Annotated in this window: 14 protein-coding genes; 11 read left to right on the top strand and 3 right to left on the bottom strand. The window is 67.6% G+C overall.

Translation table 11 applies throughout. The features are described 5' to 3' along the window. Window positions 1-196 precede the first annotated feature (196 nt). From FGL98_RS02000 to FGL98_RS01985, 4 genes are read left to right on the top strand one after another with little or no spacing between them, the layout of a single operon-like run. On the top strand, window positions 197-1,627 hold the full coding sequence (locus FGL98_RS02000) for an ABC transporter substrate-binding protein (RefSeq protein ID WP_146314987.1): 1,431 nt from the start codon (window positions 197-199) through the stop codon (window positions 1,625-1,627). Between the two features lie 21 nt (window positions 1,628-1,648). Further along, window positions 1,649-2,692: an ABC transporter ATP-binding protein gene (locus FGL98_RS01995; RefSeq protein WP_146314986.1), complete on the top strand. Its 1,044-nt coding sequence runs from the start codon at window positions 1,649-1,651 to the stop codon at window positions 2,690-2,692. Continuing rightward, the gene (locus FGL98_RS01990; protein ID WP_146314985.1) at window positions 2,689-3,639 is read left to right on the top strand and encodes a carbohydrate ABC transporter permease; all 951 of its coding nucleotides are present in this window, start codon (window positions 2,689-2,691) and stop codon (window positions 3,637-3,639) included. The genes FGL98_RS01995 and FGL98_RS01990 overlap by 4 nt, the downstream gene beginning before the upstream one ends. Window position 3,640: 1 nt before the next feature. Next, entirely contained in the window at window positions 3,641-4,495 is an 855-nt protein-coding gene (locus FGL98_RS01985; protein ID WP_146315100.1) for a carbohydrate ABC transporter permease, read from the top strand. Window positions 4,496-4,498: 3 nt separating this feature from the next. Here the strand turns inward: FGL98_RS01985 and FGL98_RS01980 are convergent, their stop codons facing one another. From FGL98_RS01980 to FGL98_RS01970, 3 genes are all read right to left on the bottom strand, one after another. Next, a complete protein-coding gene (locus FGL98_RS01980) occupies window positions 4,499-5,473 on the bottom strand; it encodes a pirin family protein (protein WP_146314984.1) in 975 nt (324 codons plus the stop codon). Window positions 5,474-5,564: 91 nt separating this feature from the next. Next, complete coding sequence (locus FGL98_RS01975) at window positions 5,565-6,299, bottom strand: ABC transporter permease (RefSeq protein ID WP_186525927.1); 735 nt, start codon at window positions 6,297-6,299, stop codon at window positions 5,565-5,567. Beyond that, window positions 6,296-7,018 carry an ABC transporter ATP-binding protein gene (locus FGL98_RS01970; protein WP_246136327.1) on the bottom strand — a complete coding sequence of 241 codons (723 nt, stop codon included), beginning with the start codon at window positions 7,016-7,018 and terminating at the stop codon, window positions 6,296-6,298. Before FGL98_RS01970 ends, FGL98_RS01975 begins: the two co-directional genes overlap by 4 nt. Window positions 7,019-7,213: 195 nt before the next feature. Between FGL98_RS01970 and FGL98_RS01965 the strand changes: the two genes are divergently transcribed. Genes FGL98_RS01965 through FGL98_RS01935 form a run of 7 tightly spaced genes read left to right on the top strand, consistent with a single transcriptional unit; the run spans window position 7,214 to window position 16,716 of the window. Then, window positions 7,214-8,410, top strand: coding sequence for an NAD(P)/FAD-dependent oxidoreductase (locus FGL98_RS01965; protein WP_146314982.1), 1,197 nt, complete (start codon window positions 7,214-7,216; stop codon window positions 8,408-8,410). Next, complete coding sequence (locus FGL98_RS01960) at window positions 8,407-9,348, top strand: LysR family transcriptional regulator (protein ID WP_146314981.1); 942 nt, start codon at window positions 8,407-8,409, stop codon at window positions 9,346-9,348. Before FGL98_RS01965 ends, FGL98_RS01960 begins: the two co-directional genes overlap by 4 nt. Before the next feature lie 31 nt (window positions 9,349-9,379). Further along, window positions 9,380-10,552 (top strand): NAD(P)/FAD-dependent oxidoreductase, encoded by a 1,173-nt coding sequence (locus FGL98_RS01955; protein ID WP_146314980.1) that lies wholly within the window; start codon window positions 9,380-9,382, stop codon window positions 10,550-10,552. 54 nt (window positions 10,553-10,606) lie between these two features. Continuing rightward, window positions 10,607-12,142 (top strand): L-piperidine-6-carboxylate dehydrogenase, encoded by a 1,536-nt coding sequence (gene amaB, locus FGL98_RS01950; protein WP_146314979.1) that lies wholly within the window; start codon window positions 10,607-10,609, stop codon window positions 12,140-12,142. Window positions 12,143-12,167: 25 nt separating this feature from the next. After that, window positions 12,168-13,151, top strand: a complete 984-nt coding sequence (locus tag FGL98_RS01945) for a phosphotransferase (protein WP_186525926.1) — start codon at window positions 12,168-12,170, stop codon at window positions 13,149-13,151. Between the two features lie 18 nt (window positions 13,152-13,169). Beyond that, entirely contained in the window at window positions 13,170-14,465 is a 1,296-nt protein-coding gene (locus FGL98_RS01940) for an aminotransferase class III-fold pyridoxal phosphate-dependent enzyme (RefSeq protein WP_146314977.1), read from the top strand. A 4-nt stretch (window positions 14,466-14,469) separates the two neighbouring features. Next, window positions 14,470-16,716, top strand: a complete 2,247-nt coding sequence (locus tag FGL98_RS01935; RefSeq protein ID WP_246136326.1) for a thiamine pyrophosphate-dependent enzyme — start codon at window positions 14,470-14,472, stop codon at window positions 16,714-16,716. Window positions 16,717-17,050 lie beyond the last annotated feature (334 nt).

Here is a 17,050-nt window from a genome sequence, read left to right as displayed (position 1 = left end):
TGCGAGTAATTTCGGTGGACGGTACCGAAACCACATGGGTGCCAGAGACATTGCCAGAGTCCGTGCGGATGAAGCCCGCGCACTCGGACGACTGCCTCTGACAGGCAACAGGGATACAGCGACAAGCCATCGGACAGTTCAACTGTCTTCATCGCGCTGTCTGCACGCGCCGCTGTAACTGTCATAGGAGGACGCCATGGCAGGCGTACAGCGAGACAGCACGAAATCAGGACTCATCCTTCCGCGCCGCAACTTCCTGGTCGGGACCGGCCTGTTCGCCGCTGCCGCAACGGGCCTGACCGCCTGCGCCGGTGGCACCAGCGCCGGCAGCCCCAGCGCGGCCGCGTCCAGTAGTGGCGGCGGGGGCAGCGGGCCCAAGGCGATAAAGATCCTGCTGTGGAGCCACTTCGTCCCGTCCTACGACACGTGGTTCGACAAGTGGGCGAAGGCCTGGGGCAGCAAGAACGGCGTGTCCGTCACGGTCGACCACATCAACCAGGCCGACCTACCCGCCCGCACCGCGGCGGAATTCTCCGCCGGAGCCGGACACGATCTCATCGAGTGGATCACCCCGCCATCGGCCTACGAACCGAGTGTGCACGACATGGCCGACGTGGTCTCCGAGGCGGTCAAGAAGTTCGGCGCCCAGATCCCCTTCTGCAAGCTGTCCAGCTACAACCCGCACACCGGTAAGTACTACGGCTTCTGCCACACCTGGACACCCGATCCGGGGGACTACCGCAAGTCGCTGTGGACCGGCATCGGCATGCCGACGGGTCCGAGCAGTTGGGCCGACCTGCTGACCGGCGGGGCCGAGATCAAGGCAAAGAGGGGCGTGCGGATGGGCATCGGGATGTCCTCCGAGGTCGACTCCAACATGGCAGCCCGCGCACTGATCTGGTCGTATGGCGGGGCGGTGCAGGATGTGAACGAGAACGTCACCCTCAACTCGCCCGAGACCATCCAGGCCGTCGAATACATGGCCAACCTCTTCAAACAGACGATGACCGCCGAGGTCTTCAGCTGGACCGCGGCATCCAACAACCAGGGCCTGGTCGCGGGCCAACTGTCCTACATTCTCAACTCGATCTCCGCGTATCGCAGTGCACAGACCGGCAACCCGAACGTTGCCAAGGACATCTTCTTCACGCCGGCGCTCAAGGGTCCCAGCGGCACCGCCATCGCCAGCCAGCACGTCGTGCGGTCCTACATCATGCCGAAATGGGCGGCGAACGTGGATTCCTGCAAACAGTTCCTGATGGATCTGGTTGGTGCCGCGCATGACTCGGTGGATCAGTCGCAGCTCTATGACTTCCCCGCATTCAAGAACCCGACGGTCACCACGACCTTGGACGGCTGGCTGAAGAGCGACCCCTACAAGTCCGATCCGCCGGACAAGCTCGCCCTGCTCGCCACGTCCGAGAAGTGGAGCACGAACGTCGGGCATCCCGGACCTGCGAACCCCGCGATCGGCGAGATCTTCGACACCAACATCCTGCCCACCATGATGGCCGACGTCGCCCGCGGGAAGTCCTCCGCGAAGTCCGCCGTCGCATCGGCGACTCAGCAGTGCGAAACCGTCTTCAAGAAGTGGCGCAAGCAGAAGCTTGTCGGCGGCACCAAGTAGCACCTGACCCGGAGGGCACAGATGGCGATCGTCGAAGTGCGCGATCTGCGCAAGGAGTTCGGCGGCACGACCGCCACCGATGGCATCAACCTGACCACGAGGGACGGTGAGTATCTCGTCCTGCTCGGCCCGTCCGGCTGCGGAAAGACCACGCTGCTGCGACTGCTGGCCGGTCTGGAGCAGCCCACCGAAGGGGACATCGTCATCGGCGGCCAGGTCGTGACGAATCTTCCACCGCGGGACCGCAAGATCGCCATGGTCTTCCAGAGCTATGCGCTCTACCCCCACAAGACCGTTCGACAGAACATCGTCTTCCCGCTCGCGGCAGCGCACATCCCCAGACCGGAACGCGCCGAGAAGGTCAGCTGGGCTGCCGACATTCTTGGTATCGAGCGGCTGCTGGACCGCAAGCCGCGCGAACTGTCCGGCGGAGAACGGCAACGGGTTGCCCTGGCGCGGGCGATGGTTCGTGAGCCCCAGGTTTTCCTCTTCGACGAGCCGTTGTCCAACCTGGACGCCAAGCTGCGCACCAGCGCGCGGGACGAGCTCAAGGACTTCCAGCAACGCGTAGGCATCACCACCGTCTACGTGACCCACGACCAAGTGGAGGCAATGGGCCTCGGTGACCGGATCGCGGTCCTCAACGCCGGGCGGATCCAGCAGCTCGGCACGCCCGAGGAGATCTACTCCGATCCCGCAAACACCTTCGTCGCGACCTTCGTCGGTGCACCCCCGATGAATATCCTGCGTACCGGTGGGCAGCTGCTCGGATTCCGGCCGGAGAACCTGCTCCCCCTGGAGTGGTCGGGCAAGCAGGATGGGCAGCTGGTCTGCCGGCTCGAGATCACCCGTGTCGAGAACCTCGGTTCGGATCACTATGTCTACGGGACGATTCCATCCCTCGATCCGGAGGCGAAGGTCATCTCCAAGATCCCCACCACCGTCCCGCTCGTGGGCACGCCCAACAGCAGCGAGACGTACGTGGTTGCGAGGGACAAGCTTCGCTACTTCGATCCTGAAACGGGCGAACGCATCCCATCAACCGGGGCAATGGTCTCCCCATGAGCGCCATCGAGACAGGGAGCGCTGCCCCGATCACGACCCAGCCGGGCACCCGCCGCAAGCGCCGGCTCCGCGACCGTGACGGCATGCTCGGGTCGGCGATGCTGCTGCCGGCGGTCGCCTACCTGATCTTCTTCGTGGGTTATCCGCTCGTGCTGGCCATCATGTATGCCTTCAGCAACGTGACGGTCGGCAGCTCGAAGTTCGACTTCGTGGGCCTGCAGACCTTCAGCACCGCCATCCACGACCCGAACTTCCCTGGTGTGGTGGCACATACGTTCATCATCACCGGAATCTCGCAGGCCATCGTCATCGTCTTGTGCACGGTCCTCGCGTTCGTGCTCGCTGCGGACTTCCACGGGAAGTGGTTCGTGCGATTCCTGGTCCTGATGCCGTGGACGACTCCAGTAGCCCTCGGCGCCATCATCTGGCTGTGGATGCTCGACTCGATCTTCACCCCCTTCGACTGGTTCGCGCAGCACCTGGGCATCCTGGGGCCAGGGGGGCACCTCAACATGCTCGGACACGCCGGCTTGGCGACGGGCAGCGTCATCGCTGTGCAGGCATGGCGCACCCTGCCATTGGCCACCGTGATCGTGCTGGCCGGGCTGTCGTCGATCCCTCGAGACATCGAGGAGCAGTCCGAGGTGGACGGCGCGGGATTCTGGCGGCGACTATTCGGCATACAGCTTCCCATGCTTGCGCCGATCATCCTGGTGGCCCTGCTGTTTGGCATCGTCTTCACCTTCAGCGACATGGCCGTAGTGTTCATCCTCACGGGTGGCGGACCGGGTGATGCCACCCAGGTGCTGGCGAGCTGGGCCTTCTACAAGGGCATCAACGGCGGCAACCTGTCGGTGGGTGCCGCGGATGCCTTGTTCATGTTTCCCGTGCTGCTCGGGTTGGCCGCGGTGGTCTTGACGATGGCTTCACGACGGCGGGGTGACTGAGATGGCCGGCGGGCGGCAGATCCGCACGATCCGCGGACGCATCAGCATCTATCTGCTGGCCTTCTTCTTTGCAGTGATCTGCGGATTCCCCTTCCTGTGGGCCACGCTCACCGCGTTCAAGCAGGATCCGGATCTCTACTCCACCGGACACAACCCGTTCGCCTTCACGATGTCACCGACGCTGGACAACATCACGACCCTGTTCACCAACACGCCCTACCTGCAGTTCATCCTCAACAGCGTCATCATCGGCCTGGTTGCGACCGCGATCACACTGGTGCTCAGCATCCCCGCGGCCTACGCACTGGCTCGCCTGACCGGGCGCTGGGGCATCCCCGTTGCGATCGGCATCTTCGTGGTCTATCTGGTGCCCCCGACCCTGCTCTTCCTGCCCATGTCGCGGATCATCACCGTGCTCGGCCTGCAGGACTCGATCTGGTCACTGATCGTGGTCTATCCGGGTTTCACGATCCCGCTGTCGGTCTGGCTGCTCGTCGGCTTCTTCCGGTCGGTCCCGCCGGACATCGAGGAGCAGGCGCAGGTCGACGGCTATACGCGGATCGGCGCAATGGTGCGAGTGGTGCTGCCACTGATCACGCCCGGTCTGTTCACTGTCGTGGTGTTCAGCTTCACCCTGACGATGCAGGACTTCATCTACGCGCTGGCGTTCGTCTCCAGCTCGTCGAACATGACCATCAGCGTCGGGGTGCCGACCAATCTCGTGCGCGGTGACGTCTTCTTCTGGCAGTCTCTGATGGCTTCGGCCATCATCGTCGCCGTCCCGATCGCGCTGGTCTACAACATCTTCCTGCGCAAGTTCATCCAGGGATTCACGTTGGGTGCAGTGAAGGGTTGAGGCTCACAGGACGTCGTGACCGGGGTGCGGCTCGGCGGGGATCGTGCCGAGCCTGCCGGCCTGGAAGTCCTCGAACGCCTGCATGAGCTCCTCACGGGTGTTCATCACGAACGGGCCGTATGTCGCGACCGGCTCGCGGATCGGCCGGCCACCGAGGATCAGCAGGTCGAGGCTGGGTGCACGGTTCTCCTGGCGGTCGTCGGCCGCGACCTCGATGACGTCGCCGGGTCCGAAGGCCGCGAGCTGACCCATCTGGATCGGGCGCCGCTCGGCACCGACGGAACCCCGCCCGGACAGCACGTAGACCAGCGCGTTGAAGTCCTGGCGCCACGGCAGCTGCAACCGGGCGCCGGGCGCAACGGTCGCGTGGGCCAGCGCGATGGGGGTGTGGGTGACGCCGGGGCCGGGATGCCCGTCGATCTCACCGGCGATGACGCGCACCAGGGCCCCGCCGTCGGGGCTGGACAGCAGCGCGACCTCGCCGCGGTGGATGTCCTGGTAGCGCGGCGGCGTCATCTTCTGCGACTTCGGCAGGTTGACCCACAGCTGGACGCCGTGGAAGAGCCCACCGGACATCACCAGCGCCTCGGGCGGTGTCTCGATGTGCAGCAGCCCGGAGCCGGCCGTCATCCACTGGGTGTCGCCGTCGGTGATCTGCCCACCGCCGCCGGTGGAGTCGTGGTGCACCATGATCCCGTCGATCATGTAGGTCACCGTCTCGAACCCGCGGTGCGGGTGCCAGGGCGTGCCCTTGGGCTCACCCGGTGCGTACTCCACCTCGCCCATCTGGTCCATGTGGATGAACGGGTCGAGCGTCGCCATGTCGACACCCGCAAAGGCGCGGCGAACGGGAAATCCCTCCCCCTCATACCCTTGCGGCGCCGTGGTCAACGACCGCACCGGCCGGACGGTCGCCTGCGGCAGGGGCGCGGCGATGCGCGGGAGCGTCAGGATGTTGTCGACGGTCACGGCGGGCATAAGGGCTCCTTCGGCAGGCGGTCGATCGCCGGATGCGCGATCACCTACCACAACTATAGTTGAAGATTCAATATTCCGCTGCGCTTGCCCGCTATCGAGTGCGACGTGGCATCGAGGTCGCGGCCAGGGCCAATGCGCCGAGTGCGAAGGCCGCCAGCACCAGCACGTTGCGCAGCACATCGCCGGCCGGGTCCGCCTGGTCGCCCACCGCCCGGAGGGCACGCACGGCATACGTCATGGGCAGCGCATCGGCGAGGCCCTGAAGCACCCGCGGCATGGAGGCATGCGGGGCAAAGAGACCGCACAGGAAGACCTGTGGTCCGATGAACAGCGGCATGAACTGCACCGCCTGAAACTCCGTGCGCGCAAAGGCGCTGGCCAGCAGACCGGTGGCGACCCCCACTGCCGCTGCGCAGAACGCGATCAGCAGTACCCACACGATGGGGCCGGTGGTCTTCAGGCTCAGGCCCCACACACTGACGGTGATCAGCACCAGCGACTGCACGAGCGCGGCCAGGCCGAAGGCGACGCCATAGCCGGCGAGCAGGTCGGGGCGGTGCAAGGGTGTCGTGAAGAGTCGCTCGAGCGTGCCGCCGGTGCGTTCCCGCAACATCGCCACCGAGGTGATCAGGAACATCACCAGCATCGGCAGGATTCCGAGCAGACTCAAGGCGATCTGATCGAAGGCGGGACCGCCGCCATAGACGAAGTAGAGCAGGGTCAGCAGCAGTGCCGGCACCGCGACGATGAGCACCATCGTGCGTCGGTCGGCGCGCAGCTGTTGCAGGATCCGACGCATCGACGCGGCGAAGATGTGCACACTCACATCGACTCACCGGACCGGATGAGGCGCAGGAACGCGTCGTCGTAGGAGGTGCCGCCGGTGCGCTCCAGCAGCTGACCGGGCGTGAGGTGGGCCAGGAGCCGACCGTCGCGCAGCAGCAGGACGCTGTCACAGCGGGCGGCCTCGTCCATGACGTGGCTGGACACCAGGATCGTCGTCCCCTGCCCGGCAAGACCCTGCAGGTGCTGCCAGATCTCCTCACGGGTGACCGGGTCCAGGCCGACCGTCGGTTCGTCCAGGACGAGCAGCGCCGGATCGCCGACGAGCGCGCACGCCAGCGACGCTCGACTCGCCTGCCCTCCGGAAAGCCGGTCCACCCGCCTGCGGGCGAAGTCCGACAGGCCCACCGCGGCGACGGCATCCATGGCACTTGCGCGTGAATGGCCCTGCAGCGCCGCGAAGTACTCGGCGTTCTGCTGGACGGTCAGGTCCCGATAGACGCTGAGCCCCTGCGTGACATAGCCGACCCGATGACGCAGCTCGGCCGTCCCCGGCCGGTGACCGAGGACCCGAAGCTCGCCGCCCTTGACGCGCTGCGCACCGACGATGGCCCGCATGAGCGTGGTCTTGCCCGCACCGGAGGGGCCCATCAGGCCGACGATTGCACCCCTGAGGATCTCGAACGCCAGGTCGTGCAGCACGTCGCTTCCGCGCAGCGCGACGTCGAGCCCCTGCACTCGGATTGCCGTCTCAGTGCGCACAGGAGCCAGTCTGACAGTCCGCAGCGCCGGTGCGAGCCACATCTTGAGAACGATCCAGAGGCATTAGGTTCACTTATAGCAAAGTAGACTGAGCAGTAAGGCTTGACGATGGCTCGATCGCGTGCTGGACTCGACAACAGGTCGGCGCAGATGAGTCGGCCGCTCGCTCATCCCGTGGCAACCAGAAAGGTCGAAATGACACAACAGCTTGGCGCTGGGGCCAACCGACCCGGATGGGACGACGACCCGGCCGTGCCGGCCTGGACCGGCCACGGCCCGCTCATCGGTGCGGCCACCGCCGACGCCTGTGTCATCGGACTCGGCGGCAGCGGCCTGGCCGCGATCGAGGATCTCGCACACCGAGGGTTGTCGGTCATCGGCTTGGACGCCGGTCGAGTCGCCGCTGCCGCCGCCGGGCGCAATGGAGGCTTCCTGTCGCCGGGTGGGGCGATGTCGCTGTCCTCGACGGACTCACCGGTCTCGCTGGAACTGCGCAGTGAGCTCTACCGGCAGACCATGGCCGAGCAGCAGCGCCTCGCCGATCGCCTGGGCCCGGATGTCGTGCGCCCGACCGGAGCGCTCGAGCTCGCCGGCCTCCCGGGGGACCCGGTCGATGCCGCCGAGGCAGACGCCATCACGGAACAGCTCGCAAGTCTTCGGGCCGAGCAGGAGGCACTCGCATCCATCGGCGTCAAGGTCGAGGCGTATGACGGCGTGCTCGGCCAGGGTTTCTTCACTCCGGACACCGCACTGATGAATCCCGTGCGCCGGGCCTTCGGGCTGGCCACAACGCTGCCTGCCGGCACCACGCTGCACGAGCACTCACCCGTCACCGGAGTGCGTGCCGGTCTCGTCACCACGGCGCAGGGCTCCGTGTGTGCCGGCGTGATCATTGTCGCGATCGACGGGAAGCTCGAGCTGCTGCTGCCGCAGCTGGCACCGGTGGTGCAGACGATGCGGCTGCAGATGATCGCCACCCGTCCCATCGCGCCCGGCCGTCTCCCCTGCGGCGTCGGCTACCGCGCGGGATACGAGTGGGCCCAGCAGGACCCGGCGGGACGACTGCTCATCGGCGGTGGGCGCGACCACTTCTTGGAGGCGGAGACCACCTTCGCCGACGACCCGACGCCGCAAGTGCAGCAGTGGATCGACAGCGCCGGGGCGCGCGTGGCGGGTGAGCCCGTCACCGTGACGCACCGTTGGGCGGCTTCGGTCGGCTACACCACCGACCTGCGGGCCCTGTGCATCCCCGTCGACGAAGGCGTCGTGGCGTGCGGGGGCTACAGCGGGTCCGGCAACCTCGTCGGCCCCATCGCCGCCCGGGCCGCCGTCGCACTCGCGATCGACAACACTCCGCCCCCCGGCTACCTGCGCTCGAGCCTTCAGTCATGACCAGCACACGCCACACTGCGTCGGAGACCCGCCTGCCTGCCCCGCTGGACGCGGGTCGCCTTCGGCTACTGCGCGAAGCCGCACTGCGCGGCTCGATCTCGGCAGCGTCGCGGACTCTCGGACTCACGCCGTCCGCGGTGTCCCAGCAGCTCGCCGCACTCGAGCGTGAGGTCGGCATGCCCCTGCTCGACCGGTCTCCTCGTGGTGCGACGCTGACCGGTGCAGGGCGAGCCCTGGTCGCCCGGGCGGAGCAGGTGGCCGACGTCCTGGCGGCCGCGCGGGCCGACATCGAGCGGCTCACCGGCGTCCGCACCGGCCGTGTCGCAGTCTCCTGTGTCGCCAGCGCCGCCATCTCGTTCGTCTCGGATGGCCTGTCCCGACTGGAAGCCGAGCAACCGGGCATCGACGTCTCGATCACCTGCGCAGAGCCGGCGGTCTCGCTCGACCTGCTCATCAGCGGCGACGCCGACCTGGCCATCGTTGATGAGTATGACTACGTCCCGGTCGCGCTGCCGGACCACACCGAGGCGAGAGAACTGTTGACCGAACCACTGGTTGCCATCGTGCCGGCCGGTTCCTCGGTGCCGATCCGACCACACCTGACCGACCTGGCCGCGGCCCGCTGGGTGATGCCACCGGACGATGCGGCGTGCGGGAGGGCCCTCAGATCGGCCTGCCGAGCGGCGGGTTTCGAACCCGATGTGCGCTGGGAGTCGGACGACCTGCTGGTGCTGGTGCGAGCCGTATCGGCGGGACACGGCGTTGCCGTGATCCCCCGGCTTTCCGTCCACCCGGACACAGCCGCCGTCGAGATGCGCACGCTGCGCCGACCCGGGCTGCAACGCCGGCTGATTGCCGTTGCACGGTCGAGCGCGCTCGCCCGACCCGCCGTCGCCGAGGTGCTCGATGCACTTACCCTCAGCGCCAAGACCGTCTGACCGTGCCGAAGGAGAGCTGGTGACGCACCGCATGACTGAGATCACAGAGCGTTCGTCCTGCCCGACTCGAGCCAGCGCCGTCATCATCGGCGGTGGCGTGATGGGCGTCAGCGCCGCGTTCCACCTGGCCGAGGCCGGCGTGCAGGACGTGGTGCTGGTCGAGCGGAACGAGCTCGGCTCGGGCTCGACCTGCAAGGCGGCCGGCTGCGTGCGGGCCCAGTTCTCCGACCGGACCAACATCGAGCTCGGTCTGCGCAGTCTGCGTGCGTTCGAGTCGTTCGGCAGCCGGCCGGGGCAGGCGATCGACCTGCACCAGCCCGGCTACCTCTTCCTGCTGGACAGCCCGGAGAGCGTGGCGGTATTCGAGCAGAGCGTCGAGCTGCAGCAGTCTCTCGGTGTGCCGAGCCGGATGCTCAGCCCCGCGGAAGCCAAGGAGCTGTCGCCGCTGATCTCGACGGACGGACTGCACGGCGCGGCATTCTCGCCCACCGACGGGTACTGCGCACCGGAATCCGTAGTGCTCGGGTACGCCACTGCCGCGCGCCGACTGGGCGCGCGACTGCTGACCGGTTGCGCGGCGCTCGGCATCGAGACCACAGGTGGCCAGGTCACCGCGGTGCATACCGCGGACGGCACCATCAAGACGGACACGGTCATCTGTGCCGCGGGTGCCTGGTCGCGGGAGGTGGGCGGCTGGGCCGGTGTGGATCTGCCGGTCACTCCGCTACGACGGCAGATCCTGATCAGCAAGGCGCTGCTCGACCTGCCGGCCGATCTGCCGATGACCGTTGACTTCGCGACGTCCTTCTACTTCCACCGCGAGGGTGAGGGACTGCTGATCGGGATGTCCGACCCGGACGAGGCGCCCGGGTTCAGCGAACGCCCCACCGACGACTGGCTTCCGCGGCTCGGCGACGCGATCGGTCACCGCACACCCGCCCTGCTCGATGTCGGCTTCGGCACCGGGTGGGCCGGCCTCTATGAGATGACCCCCGACCACAACGCTCTGATCGGGAGTGCACCGCACACCGACCGGTTCCTCTACGCCACGGGCTTCTCGGGGCATGGCTTCCTGATGGGCCCCGCGGTCGGTGAGGTGCTCCGGGACCTCTACCTGGGACGGACTCCCGTGGTGGATGTGTCCGCCTTGGACGCCGGCAGATTCGTGGATCGCCAGACCAGACCGGAGCTGAACATCGTGTGACCTCTTGACGATCCGACCAGACGTAAACGCCTTTCACAGAACGGAAGCATCACCATGACCACCACTGCCCTTCCCACCGCCGATGACCTGCAGGCTCAGGCACGCTCAGCGCTCGAGCGCTGCGGAGTCGACCTGGATCTCCTGACGGGAGAGCAGACCTCGCACTCCCCCATCAACGGGGAGACCCTGGCCAACCTGTCCTGGACCAGCGCGGACGAGGTCGACGCCTGCGTCGCCCGCGCCCGGGACGCCTTCGCCATCTGGCGGGACACGCCTGCACCCGCACGCGGCGCTCTGGTGCGACGCCTCGGCGCCTTGCTGATGGAGCACAAGGCCGACATCGCGACCCTGGTCAGCCTGGAGGTCGGCAAGATCACCTCTGAGGCTCTCGGCGAGGTGCAGGAGATGATCGACGTCTGCGACTTCGCGGTAGGCCTGTCGCGCCAGCTCTACGGTCGCACCATGCCGTCCGAACGCCCCGGCCACCGGCTGATGGAGACCTGGCACCCGCTCGGGGTCGTCGGCGTGATCAGCGCCTTCAACTTCCCGGTCGCCGTGTGGTCCTGGAACACCGCGATCGCCCTCGTCTGCGGCGACCCCGTCGTGTGGAAGCCGTCGGAGACTGCGCCACTGTCGGCTCTGGCCTGCAATGCGGTGCTGCAGCAGGCCATCGCCGAGGCAGCTGCGCCGGCCAACCTGAGCCAGGTCGTGATCGGCGGCGCCGATGTGGGCCAACGCCTGGTCGACCACCAAGACGTTGCTCTCATCAGCGCAACCGGTTCGACCCGGATGGGTCAGGCCGTAGGTCAGCGCGTCGCCGCTCGCTTCGGGCGCTGCCTCCTGGAGCTGGGTGGCAACAATGCGGCGATCGTCACGCCGTCAGCCGACCTCGACCTGACCGTGCGTGGCATCGTCTTCGCGGCGGCGGGCACGGCCGGCCAGCGCTGCACGACCATGCGGCGGGTCATCGTCCACGAGTCGGTGCTCGACGATCTCGCCAAGCGCCTCACCTCGGTCTATGAGCGCCTGCCCATCGGCGACCCGACCACAGACGGCACGCTGGTCGGGCCGCTCATCGGCGGCTCGGCATACCAGGCCATGACCGCTGCGCTGGGGCAGGCGCAGGACGAGGGCGGCAAGGTGCTCGTCGGCGGAGAGCGGCAGCTGGCCGACGCGGCATCGGACGCCTACTACGTGCAGCCCGCGGTGGTGCAGATGCCGCAGCAGACACAGATCGTGACGCGTGAGACGTTCGCGCCGGTGCTCTATCTGATCCCATACACCGACCTCGACGAGGCGCTGTCGTTGAACAACGCAGTGCCGCAGGGACTCTCGTCCTCGATCTTCACCGAGGACCAGGCAGAGGCGGAGCGGTTCATGAGCGCCGCCGGTTCCGACTGTGGGCTGGTGAACGTCAACATCGGCACCTCGGGCGCCGAGATCGGTGGCGCGTTCGGCGGCGAGAAGGAGACCGGTGGCGGCCGTGAGTCCGGCTCGGATGCCTGGCGCACCTACATGCGTCGCGCCACCAACACCGTCAACTACTCCGGTGAGCTGCCGCTGGCCCAGGGCGTCGACTTCTCGGTCTGATTCCGGCGCAGATTCGGAGGGATACATGACCGAGGACTCCGCAGACTACAGCCAGATCGCCGGCCGCCCGAGGTTCTCCACGGCTTCGATCCGCACGGTCCTGCAGGATGCCTATGGGATCGACGCAGACCTGGCGGCGCTCCCATCCGAACGCGACCAGAACTTCCGCGTCATCGAGGACGGCGTTGCCCGCTATGTCGTCAAGGTGTCCAATGCCGCGGAGCAGCCACCGATCGTCGACCTCCAACGTCGGGCGATGGACCAGCTGTCCGCAGCCGGACTCGGTTGTCCGGTAGTCGTGCCCGCCTCCGACGGCCAGCACGTGCAGGTGGTCGACAGGCATCTGGTCTGGGTGCTGACCTTCCTGCCCGGTGACCTGATGGCGGACCACGCGGGGCGCTCGGCGCAGTTGCTGCGCGCCTTCGGAGTGTTCCTCGGGCGTGTCACCCGTGCTCTGGCCGACTTCGAGCATCCGGCCGCGGACCGTCACCTGCAGTGGAACGTGCTGCAGGCCGAGGCGGTGCTGTCGCGCTACCTGCCAGACGTCGAGGAGTCGAGACGCCGGCTGGTGCAGACCGCCTTGGATGCGTTTGCGGTGCGGGTGGAGCCTGCCCTGTCGCAGCTGCCGCGCAGCGTGATCCACAACGACGCGAACGACCACAACGTGCTGATCGATGGAGACACCATCACGGGGCTGATCGACTTCGGCGACATGGTGCACTCCGCCACCCTCAACGAGCTTGCAGTCGGCTGTGCGTATGCCGCTCTGGGACAAGGTGATCCAACGCAGGTGATCCAGACGGTCGCAGCCGGACACGCCACCTCGGCACCCTTGACCAAGGAGGAACGTGCCCTCCTGCCGGAGCTGGTGCGGACCCGGCTGGCAACCAGCGTCGCGATCTCCGCGCACCAGCACACCCTCGACCCGCACGATGCCTACCTCACCGTGTCCGAAGGGCAGGCGTGGCAGACGCTCGCTGCCATGGACGACGCGCTACCCCACAACTGAGAAGACGAGGAAGACACCATGTCGACGGTTGACGACCTGCTGGCCCGGCGGGCCAGACACCTGCCCCAGGCGATGTCGTTGCACTATGACCGCCCGCTGCACATCGTGCGCGGCGATGGTGCCTACCTGATTGCCGCGGATGGCACGCGATACCTGGACTGCATCAACAACGTCTCCCACGTCGGCCATGCGAACGCTCACGTCGCCGAGGCGGCCTGCCGGCAGATGCGGATGCTCAACACCAACGCCCGATTTCTGTATGCGGAGCTGTTCGACTACGTCGAGCGGTTGACCGACCGGCTGCCCGCCGCGTTGTCCGTCTGCTTCCTGGTGAACTCCGGCAGCGAGGCGAACGAGCTCGCGCTGCGGATCGCACGCGCGCGCACTCACCGACGCGGGACGGTCGTGCTGGACGGCGCCTATCACGGCAACACCACGTCGCTGATCGACATCAGCCCCTACAAGTTCAACGGGCGCGGCGGCGAAGGCTGCCCACCCCATGTGCAGGTCGCCGCAACGCCGGATCCGTATGACGGCCGGTTCCGCGGCGAGAGCAGCGGCTCCGACTATGCGCAGGACGTCACCAAGGCATTGGAACGATCCACTCAAGCCGGCCATCCCGCAGGCACTTTCATCACCGAGTCGCTGCTCGGTTGCGCCGGTCAGGTGGACCCGCCCGACGGCTATCTCGCGGCCGCATACGCCGCGGCTCGCGCCGCGGGGGCGGTGTGCATCGCCGACGAGGTGCAGATCGGCTTCGGCCGAATGGGCGACACGTTCTGGGGTTTCGAGACACAGGGCGTCGTCCCCGACATCGTGACCCTGGGGAAGCCGATCGGCAACGGCCACCCGCTGGGCGCCGTTGTCACCACCCCGGAGATCGCTGAATCCTTCGCGACCGGAATGGAGTACTTCAACACCTTCGGCGGCAACCCGGTGTCCTGCGTCATCGGCAGCGCGGTGCTCGACGTCATCGACAGCGAGGGGCTGCAGGAGCATGCACGGCGGGTGGGCGAGCACCTCGAGCACGGTTTCGCCGATCTCGCGAAGCGTCATCAGGCGATTGGTGACACCCGCGGTCGCGGCCTCTTCCGCGGAGTCGCGCTGGTGACCGATCGGCAGACCCATGCGCCCGCCACATCGCTCGCACGCACGCTGGTGCAGCAGCTCCGGGAGGAGGAGCAGATCCTGCTGTCGCTCGAGGGCCCGGGAGACAACGTCCTCAAGCTGAAGCCGCCGATGCCGTTCTCGGAGGGCGACGCCGACCGGCTGCTCGACGCGCTCGACAGGCTACTCACGGACCAAGGAGAATAAGCCTATGAGTTCTGCGTCTAGCGCAAACCGTATGCACCGGCCGTCGGGCGAAACCCCGCGCGTCGAGGACGCCACGGACACACACTTCCTGCAGGCCGCCGCCCACCTGACCCCGCGCGAGACGGTCACGCCCCTTGACACCGACCAGGCGATGCGCATCTTCGACGCCCAGCTCGCCAGCCGCCACCTTGACCTGGCGGCCCGCTGGATGCAGGCCCAGGGGCGCGGCTACTACACGATCGGCTCCGCCGGTCACGAGGGCAACGCCGCCGTCGCGGCGGCGCTACGACCGACGGATCCCGCGCTGCTGCACTACCGCTCGGGTGCCTTCTATCTGGCGCGCGCCGCGCAGATTGCCGGCCACGACGGCATCCGCGATGTGCTGCTCGGGGTCGCGGCCGCCGCCTCCGAGCCGATGTCGCACGGTCGGCACAAGGTCTTCGGCCACCCGGACCTGGCCATCCTGCCGCAGACCTCCACGATCGCCTCGCACCTGCCACGTGCGGTCGGCGTCGCGTTCGCGATCGAGCGCGCCAAGAAGCTGAAGGTGCACTCCCCCTGGCCGACCGACGCGATCGCCGTATGCAGCCTGGGCGACGCCTCGGCCAACCACTCCACCGCGGTCGGCGCGATCAACGCCGCCGCGCACGCCAGCTTCCAGGGCCTGCCCATGCCGCTGCTGCTTGTGTGTGAGGACAACGGGATCGGCATCAGCGTGCCGACTCCGCAGGGCTGGATCGCCGCCACCTACGGCGACCGAGCGGGGCTGCGCTACTTCTCTGCGGACGGCTGCGACCTGTCCGAGACACTCGCCGTGACGCAGGACGCGGGCGCCTGGGTGCGACGGCATCGGGCGCCGGCCTTCCTGCACCTGCGGACCGTGCGGCTGATGGGGCACGCGGGCTCGGACGTCGAGGCGGCCTACCGGACGCCCGCCGCCATCCAGGCCGACCTGGCCCGGGACCCGTTGCTGGCCACTGCCCAGCTCCTCGTCGACCACTTGGTGCTGACCGCCGCCGACGTCGTGCGAACCTACGAGGCCAAGCGGGCCGAGGTCATCGCGGTCGCCGCGCAGGTGCTGGACGAGAAGCCGCTGGTCTCGCGCGCCGAGGTTGTCGCACCACTACTGCCCGGGCCGCCTGAGCGGGTCGACCGCCTGGCCATCCAACCACCGTCGAACGAGGCACGGCACAAGGCCTTCGGTGACCGGCTGCCCGAGGACGAGGGCCCGCTCACCCTGGCCCAGTCGATCAACCGCGCACTCGCCGATGTCCTCGCCGGCTACCCAGAGGCGGTGGTGTTCGGTGAGGACGTCGGGCACAAGGGCGGGGTATACGGCGTGACGCGCGGCCTGGCGAAGAAGGCCGGGCGAGCACGAGTCTTCGACACCCTGCTCGACGAGCAGTCGGTGCTCGGGCTGGCCCTCGGCGGCGCGGTCACCGGGCTGCTGCCGATCCCGGAGGTCGAATACCTCGCCTACCTGCACAACGCCGAGGATCAGCTGCGTGGTGAGGCCGCGAGTCTCGCGTTCTTCTCCGACCGGCAGTGCCTGAACCCGATGGTGCTGCGGGTCGCGTCCTACGGTTACCAGAAGGGGTTCGGCGGCCACTTCCACAACGACTCGTCGGTCGCGGTGCTGCGGGACATCCCGGGCATCGTAATCGCCTCCCCCGCGCGTCCCGCCGACGCCGCCGCGATGCTGCGCAGTTGCGTTGCCGCCGCAAAGACGGACGGGCGAGTCTGCGTGTTCCTCGAGCCGATCGCGCGCTACCACACCCGCGACCTGCACCAGGACGGTGACAACGGATGGCTGGATCCGTATGCCGCGCCGTCAGACTGGGTGGCCGCTCACGTTCCGCTCGGGCGGGGCCGCACCTACGGGCAGGGCAAGGATCTGACCATCGTCACCTTCGCCAATGGGCTCTATCTCAGCCTGCGTGCGGCGCAACGACTAGAGCGGGACGGGATTCACGCGCGGGTGCTCGACGTGCGCTGGCTCGCACCGCTGCCGGTGGAAGACCTGCTGCGCGAGGCGCGCGTGACCGGGAAGGTGCTGGTCGTCGACGAGACCCGGTCGACCGGTGGTGTTTCCGAGGGCGTCATCACTGCGCTGGTGGAGTCGGGCTTCGACGGCGAGGTGGCGCGAGTCGCGAGCGCGGACAGCTATGTCCCACTCGGTGATGCCGCCGAGCTGGTGCTGGTCTCTCAGGATGACATCGAGCGGGCGGCTCGCACCCTCATTCGGGATTGATCACAGCCACCTCGCCACAGCAACAATTCCGCGGGCCGTCGCGGCGCACAGCAGATTGAGGGGCAGCCCAGCCCATGGGCACACCAGGATTCACCTTCGCCAACCCGGTGCCTCCTGTTGGTGACGGAACTCGGGACGACGTGGCACTCGAAGCCGGCCGCCCATGGGTTCCCACGATCGATCCCGCCTTTGTGCTACCTGCACCGACCCGATCAGCTGCGGCGGTCATTCACCACCGACCCCGCAATCCGTCCACGTCGTCCTGCCGCGCTCCCACCCGCTGATGACGTGCCGCGTATCGCAGCCTTGCGGTCCAGGGCATCTGCGAGATCAC

The organism is Leekyejoonella antrihumi (genome assembly GCF_007845645.1).
GTDB classification, from domain to species: Bacteria; Actinomycetota; Actinomycetes; order Actinomycetales; family Dermatophilaceae; genus Leekyejoonella; species Leekyejoonella antrihumi.
Note: the sequence above shows the minus strand (reverse complement) of the source record. Positions and strands in the feature narration are given on the sequence as shown.

What these genes read in the sequence shown, in the direction of transcription:
- FGL98_RS01965 (WP_146314982.1), top strand. Translation starts at nt 7,214, where the DNA reads ATGACACAACAGCTTGGCGCTGGGGCCAACCGACCCGGATGGGACGAC.
- amaB (WP_146314979.1), top strand. Translation starts at nt 10,607, where the DNA reads ATGACCACCACTGCCCTTCCCACCGCCGATGACCTGCAGGCTCAGGCA.
- FGL98_RS01995 (WP_146314986.1), top strand. Translation starts at nt 1,649, where the DNA reads ATGGCGATCGTCGAAGTGCGCGATCTGCGCAAGGAGTTCGGCGGCACG.
- FGL98_RS01990 (WP_146314985.1), top strand. Translation starts at nt 2,689, where the DNA reads ATGAGCGCCATCGAGACAGGGAGCGCTGCCCCGATCACGACCCAGCCG.
- FGL98_RS01985 (WP_146315100.1), top strand. Translation starts at nt 3,641, where the DNA reads ATGGCCGGCGGGCGGCAGATCCGCACGATCCGCGGACGCATCAGCATC.
- FGL98_RS01955 (WP_146314980.1), top strand. Translation starts at nt 9,380, where the DNA reads ATGACTGAGATCACAGAGCGTTCGTCCTGCCCGACTCGAGCCAGCGCC.
- FGL98_RS01960 (WP_146314981.1), top strand. Translation starts at nt 8,407, where the DNA reads ATGACCAGCACACGCCACACTGCGTCGGAGACCCGCCTGCCTGCCCCG.
- FGL98_RS01935 (WP_246136326.1), top strand. Translation starts at nt 14,470, where the DNA reads ATGAGTTCTGCGTCTAGCGCAAACCGTATGCACCGGCCGTCGGGCGAA.
- FGL98_RS01945 (WP_186525926.1), top strand. Translation starts at nt 12,168, where the DNA reads ATGACCGAGGACTCCGCAGACTACAGCCAGATCGCCGGCCGCCCGAGG.
- FGL98_RS01940 (WP_146314977.1), top strand. Translation starts at nt 13,170, where the DNA reads ATGTCGACGGTTGACGACCTGCTGGCCCGGCGGGCCAGACACCTGCCC.
- FGL98_RS01980 (WP_146314984.1), bottom strand. Translation starts at nt 5,473, where the DNA reads ATGCCCGCCGTGACCGTCGACAACATCCTGACGCTCCCGCGCATCGCC.
- FGL98_RS02000 (WP_146314987.1), top strand. Translation starts at nt 197, where the DNA reads ATGGCAGGCGTACAGCGAGACAGCACGAAATCAGGACTCATCCTTCCG.